Below are 18948 nucleotides of genomic sequence, written 5' to 3'. Positions count from 1 at the left end.
GTGCACGAGATCCATGCGGACGCGGTCGTCGTCGGCGGCGGGCTGGGCGGCGTGGCGGCCGCGCTGGCTCTGCTGCGGGCCGGACGCACCGTGGTCCTGTCCGAGGAGTTCGACTGGCTCGGCGGCCAGCTCACCAGCCAGGCCGTGCCGCCGGACGAGCCGTCGTGGGTGGAGAACTTCGGCGTCACGGCCTCCTACCGGGCCCTGCGCGACGGCATCCGGCGCTACTACCGCGAGCACTACCCGCTCACCGAGGCGGCGCGGGCGGCCCGCGAGTTCAATCCGGGTGGCGGCAACGTCAGCAGGCTGTGCCATGAGCCGCGCGTCGCGGTAGCGGTGATCGAGGCGATGCTCGCCCGCTACCGGGGATCGGGCATGCTGCGGGTGCTTCAGCCGTACCGGCCGATCGCCGCCACCGTGGACGGCGACCGGGTCACCTCCGTGACGCTTGGGGGCGACGCCGGTGAGGTGGTCGTCACCGGCGCCTACATCCTGGACGCCACCGAGACCGGCGAGCTCCTCCCGCTGACCGGCACCGAGTACGTCACCGGCTTTGAGGCGCAGGCCGAGACCGGTGAGCCGAGCGCCCCCGCCGAGCCCCAGCCGCTGAACATGCAGGCCGTGTCGGTGTGCTTCGCGATGGACCACCTCGATGGCGACCACACGATCGACCGCCCCGCCTCCTACGGTTTCTGGCGCGACTACCAGCCGTCCTTCTGGGGCGACAAGCTCCTGTCCTGGCGCTGCCCGAACCCGCGCACGCTCGAGGTCATGGAGCGTTCCTTCACGCCCAACCCGGACGACGACCCGCTCGCCGTCCTGGCCGACCAGCGGATCAGCCCCGGCGACGGCAACCTGTGGACCTTCCGCCGGATCGCCGCCCGCCGGAACTTCCTGCCCGGCGCCTACGCCAGCGACATCACGCTGGTGAACTGGCCGATGATCGACTACCTGGAGGGGCCGGCCTTCGACGTCCCCGACGCGGCCGGACACCTGGCCGCGGCCCGGGAACTGTCGAAGTCGGTCCTGTACTGGATGCAGACCGAGGCGCCCCGCCACGACGGCGGCACCGGCTACCCGGGGTTGCGGCTGCGCGGCGATGTCACCGGCTCCACCGACGGCCTCGCCCAGGCCCCCTACATCAGGGAGTCTCGCCGGATCAGGGCGCTGTACACCGTCCCCGAACAGGACCTGTCGCTGGCGGTGCGCGGCGACAAGGGCGCTGTCTCCTACCCCGACTCCGTCGGCATCGGGATGTACCGGATCGATCTGCACCCCTCGACCGGTGGCGACAACTACCTCGATGTCGCCTGCTCACCGTTCGAGATCCCGCTCGGCGCGCTGATCCCCCAGCGCGTCGCCAACCTGCTGCCCGCGAGCAAGAACATCGGCACCACCCACATCACCAACGGTGCCTACCGCCTGCATCCGGTCGAGTGGAACGCGGGAGAGGCCGCGGGCGCGCTCGCCGCGTTCTGCCTGGACCGTGCCGCCACGCCCCACGCCGTCCGGGAGGACGAGACCCTCCTGGCCGACTTCCAGCACCGCCTCACCCGGGACGGCGTCAGCCTGCGCTGGCCCGAGATCGTCGGATACTGAGGAGACCCCCACCCCATGAAACTCCGCGCCCTCGCCGCCGTCGCGGCGCTGCTCGCCACCACCGCCGCGTGCGGCGGCTCCTCGGACGACAAGGACTCGCATGCGCTGCGCATGACGATCTGGACCTCCAACGAGGCACACCTGAAGCTCTTCAACGACATCGCTGCCGAATACAAGAAGACCCACCCGGACATCACCGAGATCAAGTTCGATCCGATCCCGGTCGAGTCCTACACCACCACCCTGACCACTCAGCTGGCCGGCGGGAACGCCCCCGACCTGGCCTGGATTCTGGAGAGCTCGGCACCCGACTTCGTGGCGTCCGGCGCGCTCGCCCCGCTCAACTCGAAGGTCGAGGACAGCGCTGAGTTGGTGCCGTCCACGACGAAACTGTGGAAGAAGGACGGCGAGCTGTACGCCTACCCGTTCTCCACCTCGCCGTTCGGCGTGTTCGTCAACACCGACGCGCTCAAGAAGGCCGGGCAGAAGTCCCCGCAGGAGCTGATCAAGTCGGGCGAGTGGACCTGGGACAAGGTCGAGGCCGTCAACGCCGCCGTCGCCGCGAAGGGGGGCAACGGGCTCGTCATCCGCGACTTCGACTACAAGAACTGGGACAACCTCGCCTCGGTCTGGACGGGCTGGGGTGCCCGCGCCTGGAGCGAGGACGGGAAGACCTGCGGATTCAACAGCCCGGAGATGACCGGGGCGATGACCTTTCTCCACAAGGCGATCTTCACCGACAAGGCGGTGCCGGGCCCCGGCACCAAGGTCGACTTCTTCACCGGCGATGCCGCTATGACGATCACCCAGATCTCCCGCGCGTCGCTGCTGAAGGACGTGAAGTTCGGCTGGGACCTGGTCCCGCTGCCGTCCGGGCCGAAGGGAGACTACTTCGTGATCGGCCAGGGCGGGCTCGGCGTGCTGAAGAAGTCCAAGAACGCCGCCGCGGCCGCCGACTTCCTCGCCTTCTTCACCAACCAGGCAAACTCGGCCAAGCTCGCGGCCTACTTCCCGCCGCCTCGTTCCTCGCAGCTCAACACCGAGACCCTGGCGAAGAGCAACCCGCTTCTCAAGCCCGGCCAGCTCGACAAGGTCGTCGTGGCGGGGATCGGCAAGGGCGTCGTCAAGCCGAGCCACACCGGGCAGGAAGAGCTGGCGCAGACCGTCCGGGCGGCGCTCGACCCGCTGTGGACGCCCGGCGCGAACGTGAAGTCGGTGCTCGACGGGGTCTGCACGAAGATCCAGCCAATGCTGGGATCGTGATGGCCGCGACCGAGCTGCGGACCCGGGGGGCGGCGGCCGAGGCCGCCCCCCGGGGCTCCTACTGGACGATCCGGCGCCGCGACAACCTCGTCGGCTACCTGATGGCCGCGCCCCAGCTCATCGGCACGGTGCTGTTCGTGCTCGTGCCGCTCGGGCTGGTGTTCTGGTACAGCCTCCACGAGTGGAACGTGCTGGCCGGGACGTTCGAGTTCACCGGCGGCGAGAACTACGGCAGGCTCGTGGACGACCCGAAGCTGCGGTCGGTGCTCGGCGCGACCGTGCTGTTCTCGATCGGGCTCGTCGTGCTCAACCTGGCCCTCGCGCTGGCGCTGGCCGTGCTGCTCAACCAGCGGCTGCGTGGGACGGTCCTCTTCCGGACCCTGTTCTTCTCGCCGGTCGTGGTCTCGCTGGTCGCCTGGACGATCGTCTGGCAGTTCCTGCTCCAGTCCAACGGCGGGGTCAACGGACTGCTCGACGCGGTCGGGGTGACCGGGCCGAACTGGCTGCGCGGGGAGTCGACCGCGATGGCGTCGGTCGTGGTCGTCCAGGTGCTCAAGAACGTGGGGCTCAACATGGTGCTGTTCCTCTCGGCGCTCCAGGGCGTCCCGCGGCAGCTGTACGAGGCCGCCGAGCTGGACGGGGCCGGGGCGTGGACCAGGTTCCGGCGGATCACTCTGCCGCTGATCAGCCCGACCGTACTGCTGACCTCGATCATCACCGTCGTGGGGTCGCTGCAGGTGTTCGCGCAGATCGCGGTGCTCACCCAGGGCGGGCCGGGGACGTCGACGACCGTGCTCGTCTACTACCTGTATCAGCAGGCATTCCAGTTCCACCACTTCGGGTACGGGGCCACCCTGTCGGTCCTGCTGTTCGCGATCGTCGCCGCGCTGACCCTCCTGCAGTGGCGGATGCGGCGGAGGTGGGTCTTCCATGAGTCGTAGAACGAGACTGTCCCTGTACGGGCTGATGTGCCTGCTGTGCGTGCCGTTCGTCTTCCCGACCTGGTGGATGGTCACCGCCTCGTTCCAGCCGGCCGCGGACGTGTTCGCCTTCCCCTCGTCGCTGCTGCCCGGCCGGTTCGATCTCACGGCGTACCGGCAGGCGTCCGAGCTTCAGCCGTTCGCTCGGCAGTACTTCAACAGCCTGTACATCGCGCTGATCGTCACTACGGGGACCATGGTCGTGTCGTCGATGGCCGGATACGCCTTCGCCCGGATCAGGTTTCCGGGGCAGAACGCCCTGTTCGTGGTGGTCCTGACCGGGCTGCTGATCCCGAGCGAGGTGACGATCGTCCCGCTGTTCCAGATGTTCCAGAAGGCGGGGATGGTCAACACGCACTGGCCGCTGATCCTCGTGCCGGTGCTGGGAGCCCCGAGCGTGCTGGCGACCTTCATCATGCGGCAGTTCTTCATCAGCCTGCCCGACGAACTGGAGGATGCCGCCCGGGTGGACGGCCTCGGCCGCTTCGGGACCTTCTACCGGGTCGCGCTGCCCCTGGCCAGACCGGCCCTCGGCGCTGTGGCGATCTTCACCTTCCTGCACTCCTGGAACCTCTACCTGGAGCCTGTGGTGTTCCTGTCCTCGAAGGACATGTTCACCCTGCCGCAGGCACTCACCCAGTTCGTGGACGCCTACGGCGGGCCGATGTGGAACGTCCAACTGGCTGCGGCGACGATGTCGACCCTGCCGATCCTGGTGGTGTTCGTCCTGGCTCAGCGCCAGTTCATTGAGGGTTTGGCCCATTCGGGCCTGAAGGGCTGAGCATCAGACGCGGATGAAGTCATAGGTGAGCGTGTTCACCTTGGCGTCGTGGCCTATCGCGACCCAGTCGTTCCCGAGCCCTTGCAGCCATCCTGGGAAGCGGCCGAGGCGACGGCCTGTGGCGGCGTCGTAGACGAGGACGAACGGGTGGTCGTCCTCGGCTCCGCTGACGGCGATGCGTTTCTGTGTGACGGCGGTCTGCCAACTGGCGGATTTCCCCGGTAGACCGGGATCGGGTGCCTTCCACAGGACGCGGCCGGTGGTGAAGTCCAGCGAGGTGAGGGCGCCAGTGTCGGCGTGCTCGCGGACCAGGAGCGTGTTCCCGTCACCGTCGATCGGAACGCCCGGAGCGTCGCCGCGCCAGATCGTCCGTCCCGAGGCCAGATCGAAGACCTGCGGCCTGCCGGTGTCGGTGGACGCCGCGATCCGGCGGCCGTCGCCGATCAGGTCGAGGCCGGTGCTGGACGGGACGAGCCGCTTCTCGCATTCGCCGTCGGCCTTCTGGCCCGAATAGACCTTCCGGGTCCACATGCGGTGGGCGGTCTCCGCCTGGTGTGCGGTGATGGTGACCGTGCAGTTCTCGTCGCCGGACTCAGGATCGTGGTCGGTGGTGATCAGCGTCCGCCCGATCACTACCGTGTACCAGCCGGCCGCGTCGGATCTCTCGATTCCGGCCGGTGGCAGGGGCCGGCCGTCGCCGCGCCGGGAGGCGAAGAGCCGGCCGGTGTCCGGGACGAGCGGCCGGCGCACCCCGACCGCCGCGTTCGCAAGCCACACGTCGTCGCTCTGAAGCCTCCATCGGACCTTCCCGGTGCGCAGATCCTTTCGGGTGATCTTGCAGCTGTCCCCTGCGCCGCAGACGGTGGTGAGGACGGAGTCCTGCGTGACCTGTACCTTCCCGACCGGGCCGTCCTGCCAGAGCGTCCTGCCGTTCGCCGGGTCGATGACGGTGAACCGGACCATGTCGGCCGTGGAGGTCTTCTGCCGGTGCACGATCAGGGCGCCCGCCACGTCGACCTCGTCGTCCTCACCGGAGGGCACCCGCCACAACTCCCGGCCCGACCCGGGGTCGACGCCGAGGACGGCCCGGTCGTTGGCGATCACCGCGACGCGCCCGATGACCGCCGTGGTGCTCTCGCCGGTCGGCACGGACAGGGACCAGGCCGCGGGCGGGCCCTCGCGGGACGGCAGCCGCGGCGAGATACCAGAGCAGGAGACCCCTGCGGTGGACACCAGGAGAACGACGGCGGCGATCCATATATCAAGCCGGGAGCGGATCATCCGGACATTGTCCCGGCCTGGACCCCGTGACCGCCATCGGGGTCTAACGCGGTGGAGGGCGGAACAGACGCTGCGATCGCCCGCCCTGACTTTCAGCGTGGAGTCACCAGCGGCCGTCCCATCCCACGGCTGATCACCGAAGTACCTGAACCTTGCGCGCCTGCTGGGGTGTTTAGCGGACACCGGGTGACAGCCACCGCTAGCCGAACCGCTGTTCGGCTCCGTAAAAAGGTACCGGCCTTCCTCAGGGTGAGAGAAAGGCCGGTGACTCGGCTCGAGCGCGTCGTAGGCGGACGAGCTACTTGGGGGTGACGGTGATGTGCACCTCGACGGTGATGTCGAAGTCGCCCATCGCGCTGCGGATCGCCGCGGCGGAGAGGTGACCCCGAGGGGAGAGCTCGCCGCACGCGAGGCTGATCGCGTCGTAGAACATTCCCCCGTACTGCGGGCGGTCTAGCGGCTGGCCCGGCTTTCGGTGATGATGGCGCTGATGGTCATGACCGTGGCGCACATGAAGCCGAACAAGCTGCCGCTGTAGGTATTGAACTGGAGATCGCCGGGGATTTCGCGGTCGAGGAAGGCGAAGCCGCAGACAGCCCCGACGACGGCACCGACGAACAAAGTGAAGAGGGCCGCGACACCAACGTTGACGAGGCCGACCATGTCGAAGCGGAAGCCCACTCCGTCGATGGCGCTGAGGATGCTGCCGATGACGGCGACGAAACCGGCGCCGACGGCAGCGCAGATGACGAGGGCGGTGGTGACCTCGACGACGCTCTGGTCACCGTTGCCCATGGTGGTGACGCAGGCGCCGGTGATGATGGCGCCTGCGATGACGACGACGGCGCCGATGACAACGCTGGTGCGGAAGAGGGCACTGTGGTTGAGGGCAGCGCTGCGGATGGAGTTCGCAATGCGGTAGGAGAGAGCACTGCGGTCGAATTTTTTCGTCATTGGATGACTCCTGGTTTGCGGCGTGCGCGAGTGCGCGCGACTGGATTCGGGAGCTACCGTGCCGTATTCGCCGGAATGCGCAAGCATGTCGTCGGCTCCGCTGACAGCAGCGCGAACCGTCCAGGTCAGGCCGTTCTGCGCGGTTCGCTGATGGGAGCGGGACGCGGGCGCGCTGGGTGCGCGTGGCGGTGGGCAGTTCTGCGGGAGGGCGGTCTCACCTGGGCGCGGCTTATGGCCGCGCTCATTCATATGACCGGGCACGAAGTCCGTCGGTGCTTCCCAGGGCCGCGACGTGACCCTGATTCTCTACGCGGACTCCGCCGGGGTCAGGGGCCGGCCTCCATCTGGTCGGCTATGCAGGCCAGGTAGAGGGCCAGCTCGGCCCGGCGGTCGCGGGGGGAGTGGCCGGACAGCTCGGCTATTTTGTGCAACCGGTAGATCAGGGTGTTGCGGTGGATGTTGAGCGTGTCCGCTGTGCGCACCAGGCTGAACCCGCTCTCGCACCAGGCCGTGATCGTGCGGCGGAGCACCGGCCAGTCCGGACGGGAGCGCAGGGCCGGGAGCAGGGACTCGGTGAACCGTGCCCTGGCGCGCGGGGCGACCGCGGCGATCAGCCGGTGGATCCGCAGATCCTCGATCAGGTGGACGTCGGTCCCCGGCTGCGCGAGCGGACCGAAGCGGAGCGCGGCCGTGGCGTCTTCGTAGGAGTCGCGCAGCTCGGCGACCGAGGACGCGGCCGCACCGACCCCGATCCGCACGGGGGCCGACAGTCTGCGGGACAGTTCGTCCGCGATCGTCCGGCAGGCGGGGAGCAGGCCGCGGACAGGCCGGTCCCGGGTCTGGTGGAACACGGCCAGGCGGCCCGGCGCCACCGCCGCGACCAGATCCCGCGAGTCGGTGAACGTCTCGCGGATCACGCGCAGCGGCACCGCGCGCAGCATGTCGTCGACCCGGTGCCCGGAGCCGATGTCGGCGAGGACCGCGACGCGCGCCGAGCACAGGTCGTAGCCGAGCTCGGCGGCACGGGCGACGAGGTCCGCGGCGGCCACGACGTCCGGGTCGAAGTGCGCGATCTCGCGGAGCAGGTCCTCGACCGCGCGCTCCCGCAGCAGGCGGAACCGCAGGAGCAGCGACTCCTGGAGGAGGATCTCGGTCTGCCGCTTGACGACCTGGCCGAACCGCTTGACCTGGGCCGGTGACCCGGTGATGCCGACGGTCCCGACGGCGTTGCCGTCGATGACGATCGGGAGGGTGACGCCGGGCCGCACCCCGCGGAGCAGGCGGGCCTGCCCCGCCGAGTGCGCGGCCGCCTGCTGTGTACGCATGACCTGCACCGACGCCTCGTGGAACGAGCCGATCCGGCTGGTGTCCCCGCTGCCGATGACCATGCCGTCCCGGTCGGTGATCAGGACGTTGTAGCCGATGATCGTGCTGGTGTCGCCCGCGATGCCCTGAGCCAGCGCCGAGGTGAGGACGGCGGGTCCTGGAGCGCCGTCTTCGTCGGCCATGGCGCCTCCCGTGCGTCGCGGCGATCGTGCGGGCTGTACGGATCGTACGGCGAAACCAAGAGAAGAATCAGCTAAGTTCGGGCGATTCGTCCAATGACTCGGCGCCGCACCGCTCCTTACCGTGAACGGCAATCGACGAGGCGGGTTCGGGGGAGCGAGCAGGAGAAGAGGCCGAGATCCGATGGTGTGGAGTAATCGCCGGACGGCGGCGGCGGGCGTGACACTGGCCGTGCTGGCGTCCGCCGCGTGCGGAGCAGGAGACGACGGAGCATCGGCGGACGCCGCCAATGCCTACAACACCCTCAAACCCGGTGAGTTGACGGTGGCGGTCCAGCCCTACATGCCGTACACGGCCACCAGGGGCGACAAGCTCGTCGGGATAGACAGCGAGATCCTCCAGCACGTGGCGGCCAAGCTGAAGCTGAAGTTGAAGCCGCGGGTCACCGACTTCACCGGGATGCTCGGCAGCGTCCAGTCACGACGCGCCGACATCACCATCGGCGGCATCGCGTGGACCAAGGAACGACAGGCCCAGGGGCTGTTCACCGATCCGCCGTACTATTCACCCCCCGCGATGGCGGTGCGGGGCGACGCGCAGTACCCGACGGTCGAGAATCTCAAGGGGCTGTCGATGGGAACGGTCACCGGGTACGTGTGGGTCAAGTCGATCCAGGCCGTCCCCGGGGCCAAGCTCCACACGTACCCGAACGCCAACGGCGTCTTCAACGATCTCGGCGCGGGCCGCATCTCCGTCGGTTTCCTCGATCCGCTGCTGATCATCTACACGCAGCAGAAGCGGCCGGACCTGAAGTTCACCACGCGGTACCTGACACCGCCGACGGACGCGCAGGTCAAGCAGAACGCCGCCTTGGAGTACCTGCGGCCGTACATGACGAGCTTCTACATCCCCAAGCAGGAACCGAAGCTCGAACAGGCCGTCTCCGCGGGCATCCGGGAGATGTACGCCGACGGGTCGATGGCCGCGCTGGTCAAGAAGTACGGCGGCGATCCGGAGCAGTTCCTCAAGGCGTCGCCGTGGATGGCGGCCGAGCGCCAGGGCGTCGACCGGCCCGCCGGCTGGCGGCCGCCCTCGCTGTGATCCGGACACCCCGACGAAACGGAAGTCCGACATGTTCCAGGTCCCATGGTCCGACTACTCCGACCCCCTCTGGCAAGGGCTGCTCCGTACGCTGGAGTACACCGTGCTCGGATTCGCGGGGGCGTCCGCGCTCGGGCTGGTACTGGCCCTGATGCGGCTGAACCGCCTGCGGATCGTCCGACTCCTTTCCGCCCTCTACACCGAGGTCTTCAAGAACGTCCCACTGCTGGCGATCATCTTCATCACCTACTTCGGGCTCACCTCGGTCGGGCTGAAGCTGAGCACGCTGCAGGCGGGCGCGCTGAGCCTGGTGGTCTTCTACGCCGCCTACCTCTCGGAGATCTTCCGGGCCGCCCTGGCCGGGGTGCACGACGGGCAGCGGGAGAGCGCCCACGCCCTCGGCATGAACGGCCTCGGCACGCTCGTCCACGTGGTGTTCCCGCAGGCCCTGCGGCTGGCGCTGCCGGGCACGAACACCTTCCTGGTCGACCTGCTCAAGTCGACCTCCCTGCTGGTGACGATCTCGGCGGCGGAGCTGATGACACAGGCTCAGCTGATCACCTCCGACACGTTCCGTGCACTCGAGGTGTACATGGTGATCGCCGCCGTCTACTTCGCGCTGTGCTATCCGCTGTCCCAGGCACTGCTGTGGCTGGAACGCCGGGTGCGCGCCGGCGCCCCCATGACCTTTGGCCGGCGGCGCCGGCTGCGCAAGGCCCGCGCCCTGCTCGCATCGGAGAACTCATGACGGAGCTGGAGAACTCGCGGGAGGCGGCGGTGCCGGACACGGGCCGGCCGGTGGTGCAGGTCGCCGGGCTGTCCAAGTCGTTCGACGGGCGGCTGGTGCTGGACGGGGTGGACTTGGAGGTCCTGCCCGGCGACATCGTCAGCATCCTGGGCAGCAGCGGGGGCGGCAAGAGCACGCTGCTGCGCTGCATCAACCTGCTCGAACGACCCGACCAGGGAACGATCGAGGTCGCCGGAGAGCCCGTCTTCGCCCGCGGCAGGGGCGTCTACGCGGATCTCGCGCAGCTGCGCCGCCGTGTCGGGATGGTCTTCCAGCGCTTCCACCTGTTCCCCCACCTGACCGCGATCGAGAACGTCGTGCTCGCGCAGATGAAGTCGGCCGGCGTCGGCGAGGACGAGGCCCTGGAGACGGCCGTGCGGCTGTTGCGCCGCGTCGGGGTCGGGCATCGGGCGCTGGCGTTCCCCGAACAGATGTCGGGGGGTGAACAGCAGCGGGTGGCGATCGCCCGCGCGCTCGCGCTGCGGCCGTCGGTGCTGCTGTTCGACGAGCCCACCTCGGCGCTGGACCCCGAGTCGACGCGGGAGGTGCTGAAGGTGATCCGTGGCCTGGCCGAGGAGGGGATGACGATGGTGATCGTCACGCACGAGGTCCCGTTCGCCCGCGACGTCTCCGACCGCGTCACCTTCATCGACGGCGGGCGGGTCATCGAGGAGGGCCCTCCCGACCAGGTACTGGACGAGCCGCAGCAGGCGCGAACCCGGGCGTTCCTCTCCACGAGCGGAACGGGGCGGTGACGGAGTTGTCGACTGGCGGCGCGGGCCACCGGGCCGGTACGGGCCCGGTCGTGGTCATCGGCGGGGGCGCGATCGGCCTGTGCGTCGCGTTCCACTTGCGTCGCAGGGGCGTCCAAGTGCACGTCGTCGAACGCGGCCCCGTCGGCGGGGGATCCTCGCGGGGCAACGCCGGTTGGGTGTGCCTGAGCCACTCGGCCCCGGTGCCCGCGCCGGGGGTGACGTGGTACGCGGCTCGTTCCATCGGCCGCCCCGACTCGCCGCTGTACCTGCGGCCGCAGCCGACCCCGTCGTTCCTGCGCTGGCTGGTGCTGTTCCAGCGCGCCTGCGCCCGTTCCACCTTCGACCGCGGGTACGAGGCGGTCGCCCGATTCGCGCAGGCGACGTTCGACCGGTTCGCGGAGCTGGCCGACGCCGAGGTCGTCACCACGCTGACGCGTCCTGGCCTGCTCCACGCCTTCCTTTCGGCCGACGAGGCCCGCAAGGTGCTCGCCACGCAGCGCGCCATGGCCTGGACGGGGTACGAGATTCCGGGCGGGCTGCTGACCGGCGCGGAGCTGGCGGAACTCGATCCAGCGGTGGGCGGCAAGGTCAGCGCAGGCTATCTCGTGGAGGGCGAAGGCGTCGTCGATCCGGCCGCGTTCGTCGACTCGTTGGCCCTGCGGCTCCGCAAGGAGGGCGTCGCGATCTCCGAGCACGCCACCGTGCACGGGTTCCTGCGCCGCAACGGACGTGTCGAGGCGGTCCGCACGGCCGAAGGTGACATCGAGTGCTCCTCCGCGGTGGTCGCCGCCGGAATGTGGTCCGCCGATCTGCTGAGCGCGCTCGATCCCCGCCTGCGGCTGCCGCTGCAGGCGGGGAAGGGCTACAGCTTCTCCGTCGAGCTGGACCCCGCCCCCGCGCACCCGATGTACCTCGGCGACAAGCACGTCGCGGTGTCTCCCATCGGCGGCACGACCCGGATCGCCGGAACCATGGAGCTGAGCGGCAACAACCGGCGGCTCGACTGGCGCCGCGTCGTGGCGATCGCGCGGGCCAGCCGCGACTACCTCGGCCCCTGGTACGACTCGCCAGACGAGCTGATGGGGCTCATCCACGATCCCTGGGTCGGCGGGCGTCCCATGCTGCCCGACGGCCTGCCCGTGCTCGACCGCGTCCCCGGCATGGCCAACGCCTATGTCGCCACCGGGCACGGGATGCTCGGGATCACGCTCGCGCCGGTGACGGGCAGCGCCATGGCGGAGTACGTCACCGAAGGCCGCCGCCCGGCCAGGCTCGTCCCCTTCCGCGCCGACCGGTTCGGCCTGTAGAACCCGGGTTGGGGCACAACGCCGCGCTCCCGCCCTGCCGCCGTAGCCGAGCTGGCGGCGGCACCCGCGCCACGATCCCCCACAACTCGGCGGCCACGATCCGGTCCCGCCGACCGTTACCCGGCCCACGACAACAGCCATCGGCCACACCAAGCCCGCCACCAGGCCGAACTTGTCTTGTGCGGCTGCTCGGAGCCCGGCGGACCCATCCCGGCGACCACGAGTCGGAGGTGAAAGTTCACCGAACGCAACATTTGTTAATGCGGAACCCCTTCCCGAAGCGGTTCGGACCCCGCAGTATGTCCAAGATCGACTACTGGTGTGGGGCCGCGAGCCGGGCGCCGGAGGGGATGGCGGATGAACGAGCAGGACGGTCGCGCATGGCTGGAGGGCGTTCTCGCCGCACACCGGGAGCGGGGCCGGCCGGCGCTGATCGGCTATCTGCCGATCGGCTATCCCAGCGTGCCGGCCTCGATCGAGGCCATGCTCACCATGGTCGAGGCCGGTGTGGACATCGTCGAGATCGGCCTCCCTCACCATGATCCGATCATGGACGGCCCTGTGATCAGGCAGGCCACCGAGAGCGCGCTGCGGGGCGGGACCCGGATCGCCGACCTGTTCACCGCCGTGAAGGCCCTCGCCTCGGTGGAAGTCCCCGTGGTCTGCATGACGTACTGGAACCCCGTGGAGCGGTATGGGGCCGAGCGGTTCGCGCGCGATCTCGCCATCGCGGGAGGCTGCGGGGTGATCGTCCCGGATCTGCCAAGCGACAAGGCGGCGGAATGGACGGCGAGCACCGACGCGCACGGGCTCGCCCGGATCCTCGTCGTCCCCCCGGACGCTTCCGACGAGCGGATCTCCCGCATCGCCTCGGCGTGCACCGGCTTCGTCTACGCGGCGGGCCGTCTCGGTCTCACCGGCTCCGGCGAGGTGGACATCGCCCAGGCGAAGAACCTCGTCAACCGGGTGCGCCGGGTCACGACCACCTCCGTCTGCGTGGGCTTCGGCATCTCCACCCCCGCCCACGCCGCCGGAGTCGCGCCCCTCGCCGACGGCGTCATCGTCGGCACCGCCCTCGTCGAGTGCCTCGCCGCCACGTCGCTCGACGCCGGGCTCGCCCGCCTCACCACCCTGATCGACTCCCTCGCCGCCTCCCTCCACGCCCCGGCCCTCACCCCCCGGGCCACCGCCTGCTGACTCCTCCGGGCAGTTCTCAGTTCTCCTGAGGCGAGTCCGCTTCGTTGTGTTCCGTCATGCCGCCATTCTGTGCGCCGCCGACCCAAGCCTGTCGGACCGTCACGACGCTCGAGTGCCCAGCCTCAGCGGCGCCGGTTCCGAAGGATGAGGACGACGGCCGTGCCCAGGGCCACGAGGGCTGCTGCTCCGGCGACGAGGATGAGCCACTGCGGCGAGCCACCGGGCTGCTCGCGTTGCACGTCCGCCAGGACTGTGATCACGTCTCCTCCTTCGTCGGGCCGCCGCCCGCCAGCAGGGCCAGCAGGACGGGGAACTCCAGATACGCGTGGTAGCTCGCGACGGCGCCATAGAGGGTCTTGCCGCCCGCGTAGTCGGACGCGAACAGCACCGCCAGCAGCGCCGCGCCCGCCGCGCCGAGCAGCCAGGCGCGGCGGCCCCGCAGCGCCCCGGCCCGCCGCTCGAAACACTCCGTGGCCGCACGCGCGTGGCGTGGCATGAACCACACCCAGACCACGTAGTGCATCGTCTGCAGGAACGCGAAGACCACCAGCAGGCGCAGAGCCAGCGCGGTGTCGAGCCAGGCGGGCGGGGCGTAGGCCGAGAGCAGACGCTCGCCACCGCCTGCGAAGGCGGCCACCGCGCCGTCGCGGTCGCCGCCGATCCACGGGTCGAACGTCCCGGCCAGGATCAGCGCGGGGACCAGCAGCACCCACGCCAGTTGCGTCGCGCGGAACGCGGCCCGCCTCCGCTCCAGGTCGCGCGCCCACTCCCACAGGAAGAACAGCGGCACCAGGTTGTGCAGATGCGCTAGGAACACGAAATGGTAGGCGGGGAACGTCAGGGAACCCGCAGCGGCGCATCCCAGGGCCGCCAGTGCCGCCGCCCGCGGCAGCGGGCGGCGCAGCCCCCACCAGCAGCCCACGGCCAGGACGAGATAGCCGAGCAGGATCTCGGCCGGCGCCGACCACGACAGCATCGGCACCAGGCGGCACAGCATGATGCCGGTGATCAGGACGAGCAGGAGCCCCAGGAACCGCCCGGTCAGGATCGCGTCGAACCGGCCCGACACGTAGCGCAACTCCAGCACGTTGTGCAGAATGCCGAACATGGCCAGGCCGACGACCGTCACCGTGGCGGGTAGCCGCAGCGCCGTCACCAGCGCAACGGTCGCCACGACACCGAAGACCGCGACAAGCGTGCCCGGCGTCGCGTGGGGCACCGGCCGCGCCGACGGCAGCGCCTCGGTTGCCATGGCCGCCTCCTCCGCCCCATGACCGGCTATCCGGCCGCGCTCATCCTGACCCTCGCGGTCGAACTGCCGGTGTACCTCGCCGCCCTGCGCGTCATGCGGGCAGCGCGTGCCCCGGTGGTGTTCGCGCTCGCCACCGGGGTCAACCTGGTCACCCATCCGCTCGTCTGGTGGACGCTGGGCGTGGCAGCCGAGTTCCGGGAAGGATACGAGATCGTTCTGCTTCCCGTCGAGATCGCCGCCTGGCTCACCGAGGCCGCCCTGCTGGGGGCGCTGCTGGGCGCGCCGCGGCGGCCGTTGCTGCACGCGGCACTGGCAGCCAACGCCGCCTCGTTCCTGGCTGGTCTGGTCGCTGCGGGCCTGACGTGAGGCCGCCGTTCAGTCCGGGCTCAAGCCGCGGTTGCCGGCGCAGGTAGACGCCCAACCTACTCGTGCGCCGGCGAGGCGAGGCTCTGGTTCGAGGTCCAGGCGGATACCGGCGATAAGACGGGCGGCTCAGCGGGGCTGGAGTTTGAGGGTGGCGCCGTGGGCCTGGTCGTTGGTGACGTGGCCGACGATGCTGTCGGGGTAGGAGGCGTACTTGCTCCGGTAGGCCTGATCGAGCGCGGCGTTGAGAGCGGGATCGCCGTCGGCGTCGACGAAGGTGACGTCGTTGGTGACGCCCCCGGAGGCGATCCGGCCCTGGTGGCGGGCGCGGGTGCCCTGGTACCAGCCGCCGCGGCCCTTGACGGGCCGGACGTACAGGTCGTCGCCGTGCCGGACGACCCACATGGTGACGGGGTCGCGGAGGCTGCCGTCGGCACGCATCGACCGCAGTTCGAGTTCGTCGGTGCGGTCGATGACGGACAACTCGTCGGTGCTCCAGCCGGCCATGGTCCTGCCTTCCGTGATCCGTGGTCGAGGCGCCCTGGTCCTCTGCCGTACCGCCGGAGCTACCCGCGGTACGGCAAAGGCCGGGTCACAGCCCGATCATCTTCATCTGGGCTTCGTTGTGGTGGTCTCCGGCGGCCTCAGCGAGGGCGTCGAGGCGGGCGGTCTGCTCGGCGGTGAGGACGAGGGCGTCCGCGGCCGTGTTCTCCTCCAGCCGGCTGACGCGCTTGGTGCCGGGGATGGGGACGATGTCGTCGCCGCGGGTCAGCAGCCAGGCGAGCGCGACCTGGGCGGGGGTGGCTCCGGCGTCGGCGGCGATCTGCTTGACCTGGTGGGCGAGCTGGAGGTTGTGGTCGAAGTTCGCGCCGGTGAACCGCGGGTTGGAGGCGCGGAAGTCGGTGGACTCGAATCGGGTGTCGGCGGTGATCGCGCCGGTGAGCCAACCGCGGCCGAGCGGGGAGTAGGCGACCAGGCCGATGCCGAGCTCCCGCAGGACGGGCAGGATCTCCGGCTCGGGGTCGCGGGTCCACAGCGAGTACTCGGTCTGGAACGCGGTGATCGGATGGACGGCGTGGGCACGGCGGATCGTGGCGGCCCCGGCCTCCGACAGCCCGATATGGGCGATCTTGCCTTCGGTGACGAGGTCGGAGAGGGCGCCGACGGTGTCTTCGATCGGGGTCTGCGGGTCGACGCGGTGCTGGTAGTACAGGTTGATGTGGTCGATGTCCAGGCGGCGCAGCGATCCTTCGACAGCCTTGCGGACATTGGCGGGGCCGCTGTCGAGGCCGTCGCGACCGGTGTGGGAGATCATTCCGAATTTGGTGGCGACCACGACCCGGTCGCGGTGGCCGCCCTTGAGCGCCTGCCCGAGGAGCTCCTCGTTGGTGTACGGGCCGTACACCTCGGCGGTGTCGATCATCGTGACGCCGAGGTCGAGGGCCCGGTGGATCGTGCGGATCGATTCGGCGTCGTCGCTGCCCGCGCCGCCGTAGGCGAAGGACATGCCCATCATGCCCAGGCCGATCCGGCCGACGGTCAGGCCGCCGAGAGTCACATGCTTCATGATCTTCTCCGTTGTCGTGCGGGATGGCGGGAGCCGATCCCGGGGTGGTGCGGGGGACGGGTCATTCGCCGGACGGGAAGTCCCCGAAACCCCAAGGGTCAAAGGCGGATGAGAACCTTGAGGGCCTCACGGTCGTCCATCGCGCGATAGCCGTCCGGGGTCTGTTCCAGGCCGATGGTGCGGTCGAAGACCTTGCCGGGCTGCACGGTGCCGTCCAAGACGGCCGGCATGAGCTGCTCGATGTAGGCGCGCGCCGGGGCCGGGCCGCCGGTCAGGGTGATGTTCGGGCCGAACAGGCTGGTGAAGCCGACCGGGGCGGTGTCGTACTGCGGCACCCCGACCCGCGAGACCACCCCGCCGGGTCGGACCACGCCGATCGCCTGCTCGTAAGCAGGCAGATGGCCGACCGCTTCCAACACCTTGCGGGCGCCGCGGCCGCCGGTCAGCTCACGGACCTTGGCGATGCCTTCCTCTCCGCGCTCGGCCACCACGTCCGTGGCGCCGAACTCGCGACCCAGGTCGGTGCGGTCCTTGTGCCGTCCCATCAGGATGATCTGCTCGGCGCCGAGCCGGCGGGCCGACAGGACGGCCATCAGACCGACGGCTCCGTCGCCGACCACCACCACCGTGTCGCCGGGGCTCACGTTCGCGCGCTTGGCAGCGTGGAAGCCGGTCCCGTAGACGTCCGACAAGGTCAGCAGCCCGGGCAGCGGGTCGGAGTCCTCACCGACGGGAGCCTTCACCAGGGTTCCGTCCGCGAGCGGCACCCGGACCGCCTCGGCCTGGCCGCCGCCGATCCCGTCCCGGGCCCAGAAACCGCCGTGCGGACAGGAGGTCTGCAGCCCCTCGCGGCAGAACTCACACGTACCGTCCGACCAGGCGAACGGCGCGATCACCAGGTCGCCCCGCTTCACGGTCGAGACCTGCGACCCGGTCTCCTCGACCACGCCGATGAACTCGTGACCCATCGGGCGGGCCCCACCGGCCGGCATCGAATGGTACGGATGAAGGTCCGAGCCGCAGATGCAGGAAGTCACCACCCGCACCAAGGCGTCGGTCGGCTGCCGGAGCACCGGGTCCGGCACTGTCTCGACCCGGACGTCCCCGGCCCCGTACATGAACGTCGCTCGCATACGGCGAATCTCCTTCGGAAAATGCGTATCTGCTGGTCACAGCCCCGTCCGGCCGATCGCCGGCCGGTCGGGCGGAACCGTCAAAGCGGCCCAACTCCAGGTAACGCCTCTCCGTCGCGCGGCGGCAGTGACTGTCGTTCCAGGTAATGCGAGTACCTGCTTCCCGGGTACGGCCTCGCATACCGTGAGGGCATGGACGACCGCACCGAGATCAAGGAGTTCCTGACCTCCCGGCGCGCCCGCATCACTCCCGAGCAGGCCGGGCTGCCCGCCTACGGCGGCAACCGGCGCGTCAAAGGCCTGCGCCGCGAAGAGGTCGCCATGCTGGCTGGGGTCTCGGTCGACTACTACGTCCGCCTGGAACGCGGCCACCTGTCCGGCGCGTCCGACAGCGTCCTCCACAACCTCGCCCGCGCCCTCCACCTCGACGACGCCGAACGCGAGCACCTGTTCGACCTCGCCCGGCGGAACGCAGGGCACGCCCCGACCGCACGCCGCCGTACGCCGAACAAACCGGTGCGGCCCGTGCTGCGGCACATGCTGGACGCGATCACCGACGCCCCCGCATGGATCCGCAACGACCGTCACGACGTCCTGGCCACCAACCGGCTGGCCGCGGCGCTGTACGCCCCCGTCCTGGCACAGCGGACGGATCCGCGCCGCCCGGCCAACACCGCCCGGTTCATCTACCTCGACCCCGCGGCCCCCGACTTCTTCACCGACTGGGACAAGGCCGCCGACGACATCGCCGCGATGCTCCGCGCCGAGGCCGGCCGCAACCCCTGCGACAAGAACCTGACCGACCTCATCGGAGAGCTGTCCACCCGCAGCGAGACCTTCCGGCAGCGGTGGGCCGACCACAACGTCCGCTACCACCGCACCGGCATCAAGAAGATCCACCACCCCGCCGTCGGCGACCTGGAGCTCGACTTCGAGGCCATGACCCTCGCCTCCGACCCCGGCCTCACCCTCCTGATGTACACTGCACCGCCCGGCACCCCCAGCGCCGACGGCCTTCACCTCCTCGCCACCTTGGCCGCCACCGACGAGCAGCTGTCCGGCGCCGCACAGCGCGAGGACCAGCGGCCCGGCACCTGACCGGCCCCGGGCAGCTGCCGCCTG

Annotated in this window: 20 protein-coding genes; 11 read left to right on the top strand and 9 right to left on the bottom strand. The window is 70.0% G+C overall.

From position 1 onward, the window contains the following. The 4 genes from ACQPXG_RS27455 to ACQPXG_RS27440 are packed head-to-tail and all read left to right on the top strand — an operon-like array spanning position 1 to position 4623. Positions 1-1599 (top strand): FAD-dependent oxidoreductase, encoded by a 1599-nt coding sequence (locus ACQPXG_RS27455; RefSeq protein WP_433461996.1) that lies wholly within the window; start codon positions 1-3, stop codon positions 1597-1599. 15 nt (positions 1600-1614) lie between these two features. Further along, complete coding sequence (locus tag ACQPXG_RS27450) at positions 1615-2862, top strand: extracellular solute-binding protein (protein ID WP_433461995.1); 1248 nt, start codon at positions 1615-1617, stop codon at positions 2860-2862. Then, positions 2862-3803 (top strand): carbohydrate ABC transporter permease, encoded by a 942-nt coding sequence (locus ACQPXG_RS27445; RefSeq protein WP_433470059.1) that lies wholly within the window; start codon positions 2862-2864, stop codon positions 3801-3803. Before ACQPXG_RS27450 ends, ACQPXG_RS27445 begins: the two co-directional genes overlap by 1 nt. After that, positions 3793-4623 carry a carbohydrate ABC transporter permease gene (locus tag ACQPXG_RS27440; protein ID WP_433461994.1) on the top strand — a complete coding sequence of 277 codons (831 nt, stop codon included), beginning with the start codon at positions 3793-3795 and terminating at the stop codon, positions 4621-4623. The genes ACQPXG_RS27445 and ACQPXG_RS27440 overlap by 11 nt, the downstream gene beginning before the upstream one ends. A gap of 3 nt (positions 4624-4626) precedes the next feature. Here ACQPXG_RS27440 and ACQPXG_RS27435 read toward each other — a convergent pair whose 3' ends face one another. From ACQPXG_RS27435 to ACQPXG_RS27420, 4 genes are all read right to left on the bottom strand, one after another. Further along, positions 4627-5904: a PQQ-binding-like beta-propeller repeat protein gene (locus ACQPXG_RS27435; protein ID WP_433461993.1), complete on the bottom strand. Its 1278-nt coding sequence runs from the start codon at positions 5902-5904 to the stop codon at positions 4627-4629. 298 nt (positions 5905-6202) lie between these two features. Further along, positions 6203-6337, bottom strand: coding sequence for a hypothetical protein (locus ACQPXG_RS27430; protein ID WP_433461992.1), 135 nt, complete (start codon positions 6335-6337; stop codon positions 6203-6205). A gap of 20 nt (positions 6338-6357) precedes the next feature. Beyond that, a complete protein-coding gene (locus tag ACQPXG_RS27425) occupies positions 6358-6858 on the bottom strand; it encodes a hypothetical protein (protein ID WP_433461991.1) in 501 nt (166 codons plus the stop codon). 326 nt (positions 6859-7184) lie between these two features. Further along, positions 7185-8366, bottom strand: a complete 1182-nt coding sequence (locus ACQPXG_RS27420) for a CdaR family transcriptional regulator (protein WP_433461990.1) — start codon at positions 8364-8366, stop codon at positions 7185-7187. Positions 8367-8547: 181 nt separating this feature from the next. On the opposite strand from ACQPXG_RS27420, the gene ACQPXG_RS27415 reads away from it, so the two are divergent. The 5 genes from ACQPXG_RS27415 to trpA all read left to right on the top strand — a co-directional run bounded on the left by ACQPXG_RS27415 (position 8548) and on the right by trpA (position 13511). Beyond that, on the top strand, positions 8548-9465 hold the full coding sequence (locus tag ACQPXG_RS27415) for a substrate-binding periplasmic protein (RefSeq protein ID WP_433461989.1): 918 nt from the start codon (positions 8548-8550) through the stop codon (positions 9463-9465). Positions 9466-9496: 31 nt separating this feature from the next. Continuing rightward, positions 9497-10213, top strand: coding sequence for an amino acid ABC transporter permease (locus tag ACQPXG_RS27410; RefSeq protein WP_433461988.1), 717 nt, complete (start codon positions 9497-9499; stop codon positions 10211-10213). After that, a complete protein-coding gene (locus tag ACQPXG_RS27405) occupies positions 10210-11007 on the top strand; it encodes an amino acid ABC transporter ATP-binding protein (protein WP_433461987.1) in 798 nt (265 codons plus the stop codon). Before ACQPXG_RS27410 ends, ACQPXG_RS27405 begins: the two co-directional genes overlap by 4 nt. Beyond that, entirely contained in the window at positions 11004-12314 is a 1311-nt protein-coding gene (locus tag ACQPXG_RS27400; RefSeq protein WP_433461986.1) for an NAD(P)/FAD-dependent oxidoreductase, read from the top strand. Before ACQPXG_RS27405 ends, ACQPXG_RS27400 begins: the two co-directional genes overlap by 4 nt. Positions 12315-12671: 357 nt before the next feature. Continuing rightward, positions 12672-13511, top strand: coding sequence for a tryptophan synthase subunit alpha (gene trpA, locus ACQPXG_RS27395; RefSeq protein WP_433461985.1), 840 nt, complete (start codon positions 12672-12674; stop codon positions 13509-13511). A 122-nt stretch (positions 13512-13633) separates the two neighbouring features. On the opposite strand, the gene ACQPXG_RS27390 is transcribed toward trpA, so the two are convergent. Further along, positions 13634-13771, bottom strand: a complete 138-nt coding sequence (locus tag ACQPXG_RS27390; RefSeq protein ID WP_433461984.1) for a hypothetical protein — start codon at positions 13769-13771, stop codon at positions 13634-13636. Then, a complete protein-coding gene (locus ACQPXG_RS27385; protein WP_433461983.1) occupies positions 13768-14763 on the bottom strand; it encodes a hypothetical protein in 996 nt (331 codons plus the stop codon). The genes ACQPXG_RS27390 and ACQPXG_RS27385 overlap by 4 nt, the downstream gene beginning before the upstream one ends. Before the next feature lie 18 nt (positions 14764-14781). Here ACQPXG_RS27385 and ACQPXG_RS27380 point away from each other — a divergent pair, with 18 nt between their 5' ends. Then, positions 14782-15129: a hypothetical protein gene (locus ACQPXG_RS27380; protein ID WP_433461982.1), complete on the top strand. Its 348-nt coding sequence runs from the start codon at positions 14782-14784 to the stop codon at positions 15127-15129. Positions 15130-15255: 126 nt separating this feature from the next. Here the strand turns inward: ACQPXG_RS27380 and ACQPXG_RS27375 are convergent, their stop codons facing one another. From ACQPXG_RS27375 to ACQPXG_RS27365, 3 genes are all read right to left on the bottom strand, one after another. After that, positions 15256-15633: a DUF2255 family protein gene (locus ACQPXG_RS27375; protein ID WP_433461981.1), complete on the bottom strand. Its 378-nt coding sequence runs from the start codon at positions 15631-15633 to the stop codon at positions 15256-15258. Positions 15634-15718: 85 nt separating this feature from the next. Next, positions 15719-16693 carry an aldo/keto reductase gene (locus ACQPXG_RS27370; protein ID WP_433461980.1) on the bottom strand — a complete coding sequence of 325 codons (975 nt, stop codon included), beginning with the start codon at positions 16691-16693 and terminating at the stop codon, positions 15719-15721. 98 nt (positions 16694-16791) lie between these two features. Then, positions 16792-17826 (bottom strand): zinc-binding dehydrogenase, encoded by a 1035-nt coding sequence (locus ACQPXG_RS27365; RefSeq protein WP_433461979.1) that lies wholly within the window; start codon positions 17824-17826, stop codon positions 16792-16794. A 192-nt stretch (positions 17827-18018) separates the two neighbouring features. Between ACQPXG_RS27365 and ACQPXG_RS27360 the strand changes: the two genes are divergently transcribed. Then, a complete protein-coding gene (locus tag ACQPXG_RS27360) occupies positions 18019-18924 on the top strand; it encodes a helix-turn-helix domain-containing protein (RefSeq protein ID WP_433461978.1) in 906 nt (301 codons plus the stop codon). Positions 18925-18948 lie beyond the last annotated feature (24 nt).

Origin of the sequence: Spirillospora sp. CA-128828 (genome assembly GCF_050945415.1) — a bacterium.
GTDB lineage: Bacteria > Actinomycetota > Actinomycetes > Streptosporangiales > Streptosporangiaceae > Spirillospora.
Note: the sequence above shows the minus strand (reverse complement) of the source record. Positions and strands in the feature narration are given on the sequence as shown.

Coding starts and splice junctions, on each gene's coding strand:
- ACQPXG_RS27440 (WP_433461994.1), top strand. CDS start 3,793: ATGAGTCGTAGAACGAGACTGTCCCTGTACGGGCTGATGTGCCTGCTG.
- ACQPXG_RS27430 (WP_433461992.1), bottom strand. CDS start 6,337: ATGTTCTACGACGCGATCAGCCTCGCGTGCGGCGAGCTCTCCCCTCGG.
- ACQPXG_RS27415 (WP_433461989.1), top strand. CDS start 8,548: ATGGTGTGGAGTAATCGCCGGACGGCGGCGGCGGGCGTGACACTGGCC.
- ACQPXG_RS27360 (WP_433461978.1), top strand. CDS start 18,019: ATGGACGACCGCACCGAGATCAAGGAGTTCCTGACCTCCCGGCGCGCC.
- ACQPXG_RS27425 (WP_433461991.1), bottom strand. CDS start 6,858: ATGACGAAAAAATTCGACCGCAGTGCTCTCTCCTACCGCATTGCGAAC.
- ACQPXG_RS27405 (WP_433461987.1), top strand. CDS start 10,210: ATGACGGAGCTGGAGAACTCGCGGGAGGCGGCGGTGCCGGACACGGGC.
- ACQPXG_RS27435 (WP_433461993.1), bottom strand. CDS start 5,904: ATGATCCGCTCCCGGCTTGATATATGGATCGCCGCCGTCGTTCTCCTG.
- trpA (WP_433461985.1), top strand. CDS start 12,672: ATGAACGAGCAGGACGGTCGCGCATGGCTGGAGGGCGTTCTCGCCGCA.
- ACQPXG_RS27450 (WP_433461995.1), top strand. CDS start 1,615: ATGAAACTCCGCGCCCTCGCCGCCGTCGCGGCGCTGCTCGCCACCACC.
- ACQPXG_RS27370 (WP_433461980.1), bottom strand. CDS start 16,693: ATGAAGCATGTGACTCTCGGCGGCCTGACCGTCGGCCGGATCGGCCTG.
- ACQPXG_RS27420 (WP_433461990.1), bottom strand. CDS start 8,366: ATGGCCGACGAAGACGGCGCTCCAGGACCCGCCGTCCTCACCTCGGCG.
- ACQPXG_RS27385 (WP_433461983.1), bottom strand. CDS start 14,763: ATGGCAACCGAGGCGCTGCCGTCGGCGCGGCCGGTGCCCCACGCGACG.
- ACQPXG_RS27445 (WP_433470059.1), top strand. CDS start 2,862: ATGGCCGCGACCGAGCTGCGGACCCGGGGGGCGGCGGCCGAGGCCGCC.
- ACQPXG_RS27410 (WP_433461988.1), top strand. CDS start 9,497: ATGTTCCAGGTCCCATGGTCCGACTACTCCGACCCCCTCTGGCAAGGG.
- ACQPXG_RS27380 (WP_433461982.1), top strand. CDS start 14,782: ATGACCGGCTATCCGGCCGCGCTCATCCTGACCCTCGCGGTCGAACTG.
- ACQPXG_RS27365 (WP_433461979.1), bottom strand. CDS start 17,826: ATGCGAGCGACGTTCATGTACGGGGCCGGGGACGTCCGGGTCGAGACA.
- ACQPXG_RS27375 (WP_433461981.1), bottom strand. CDS start 15,633: ATGGCCGGCTGGAGCACCGACGAGTTGTCCGTCATCGACCGCACCGAC.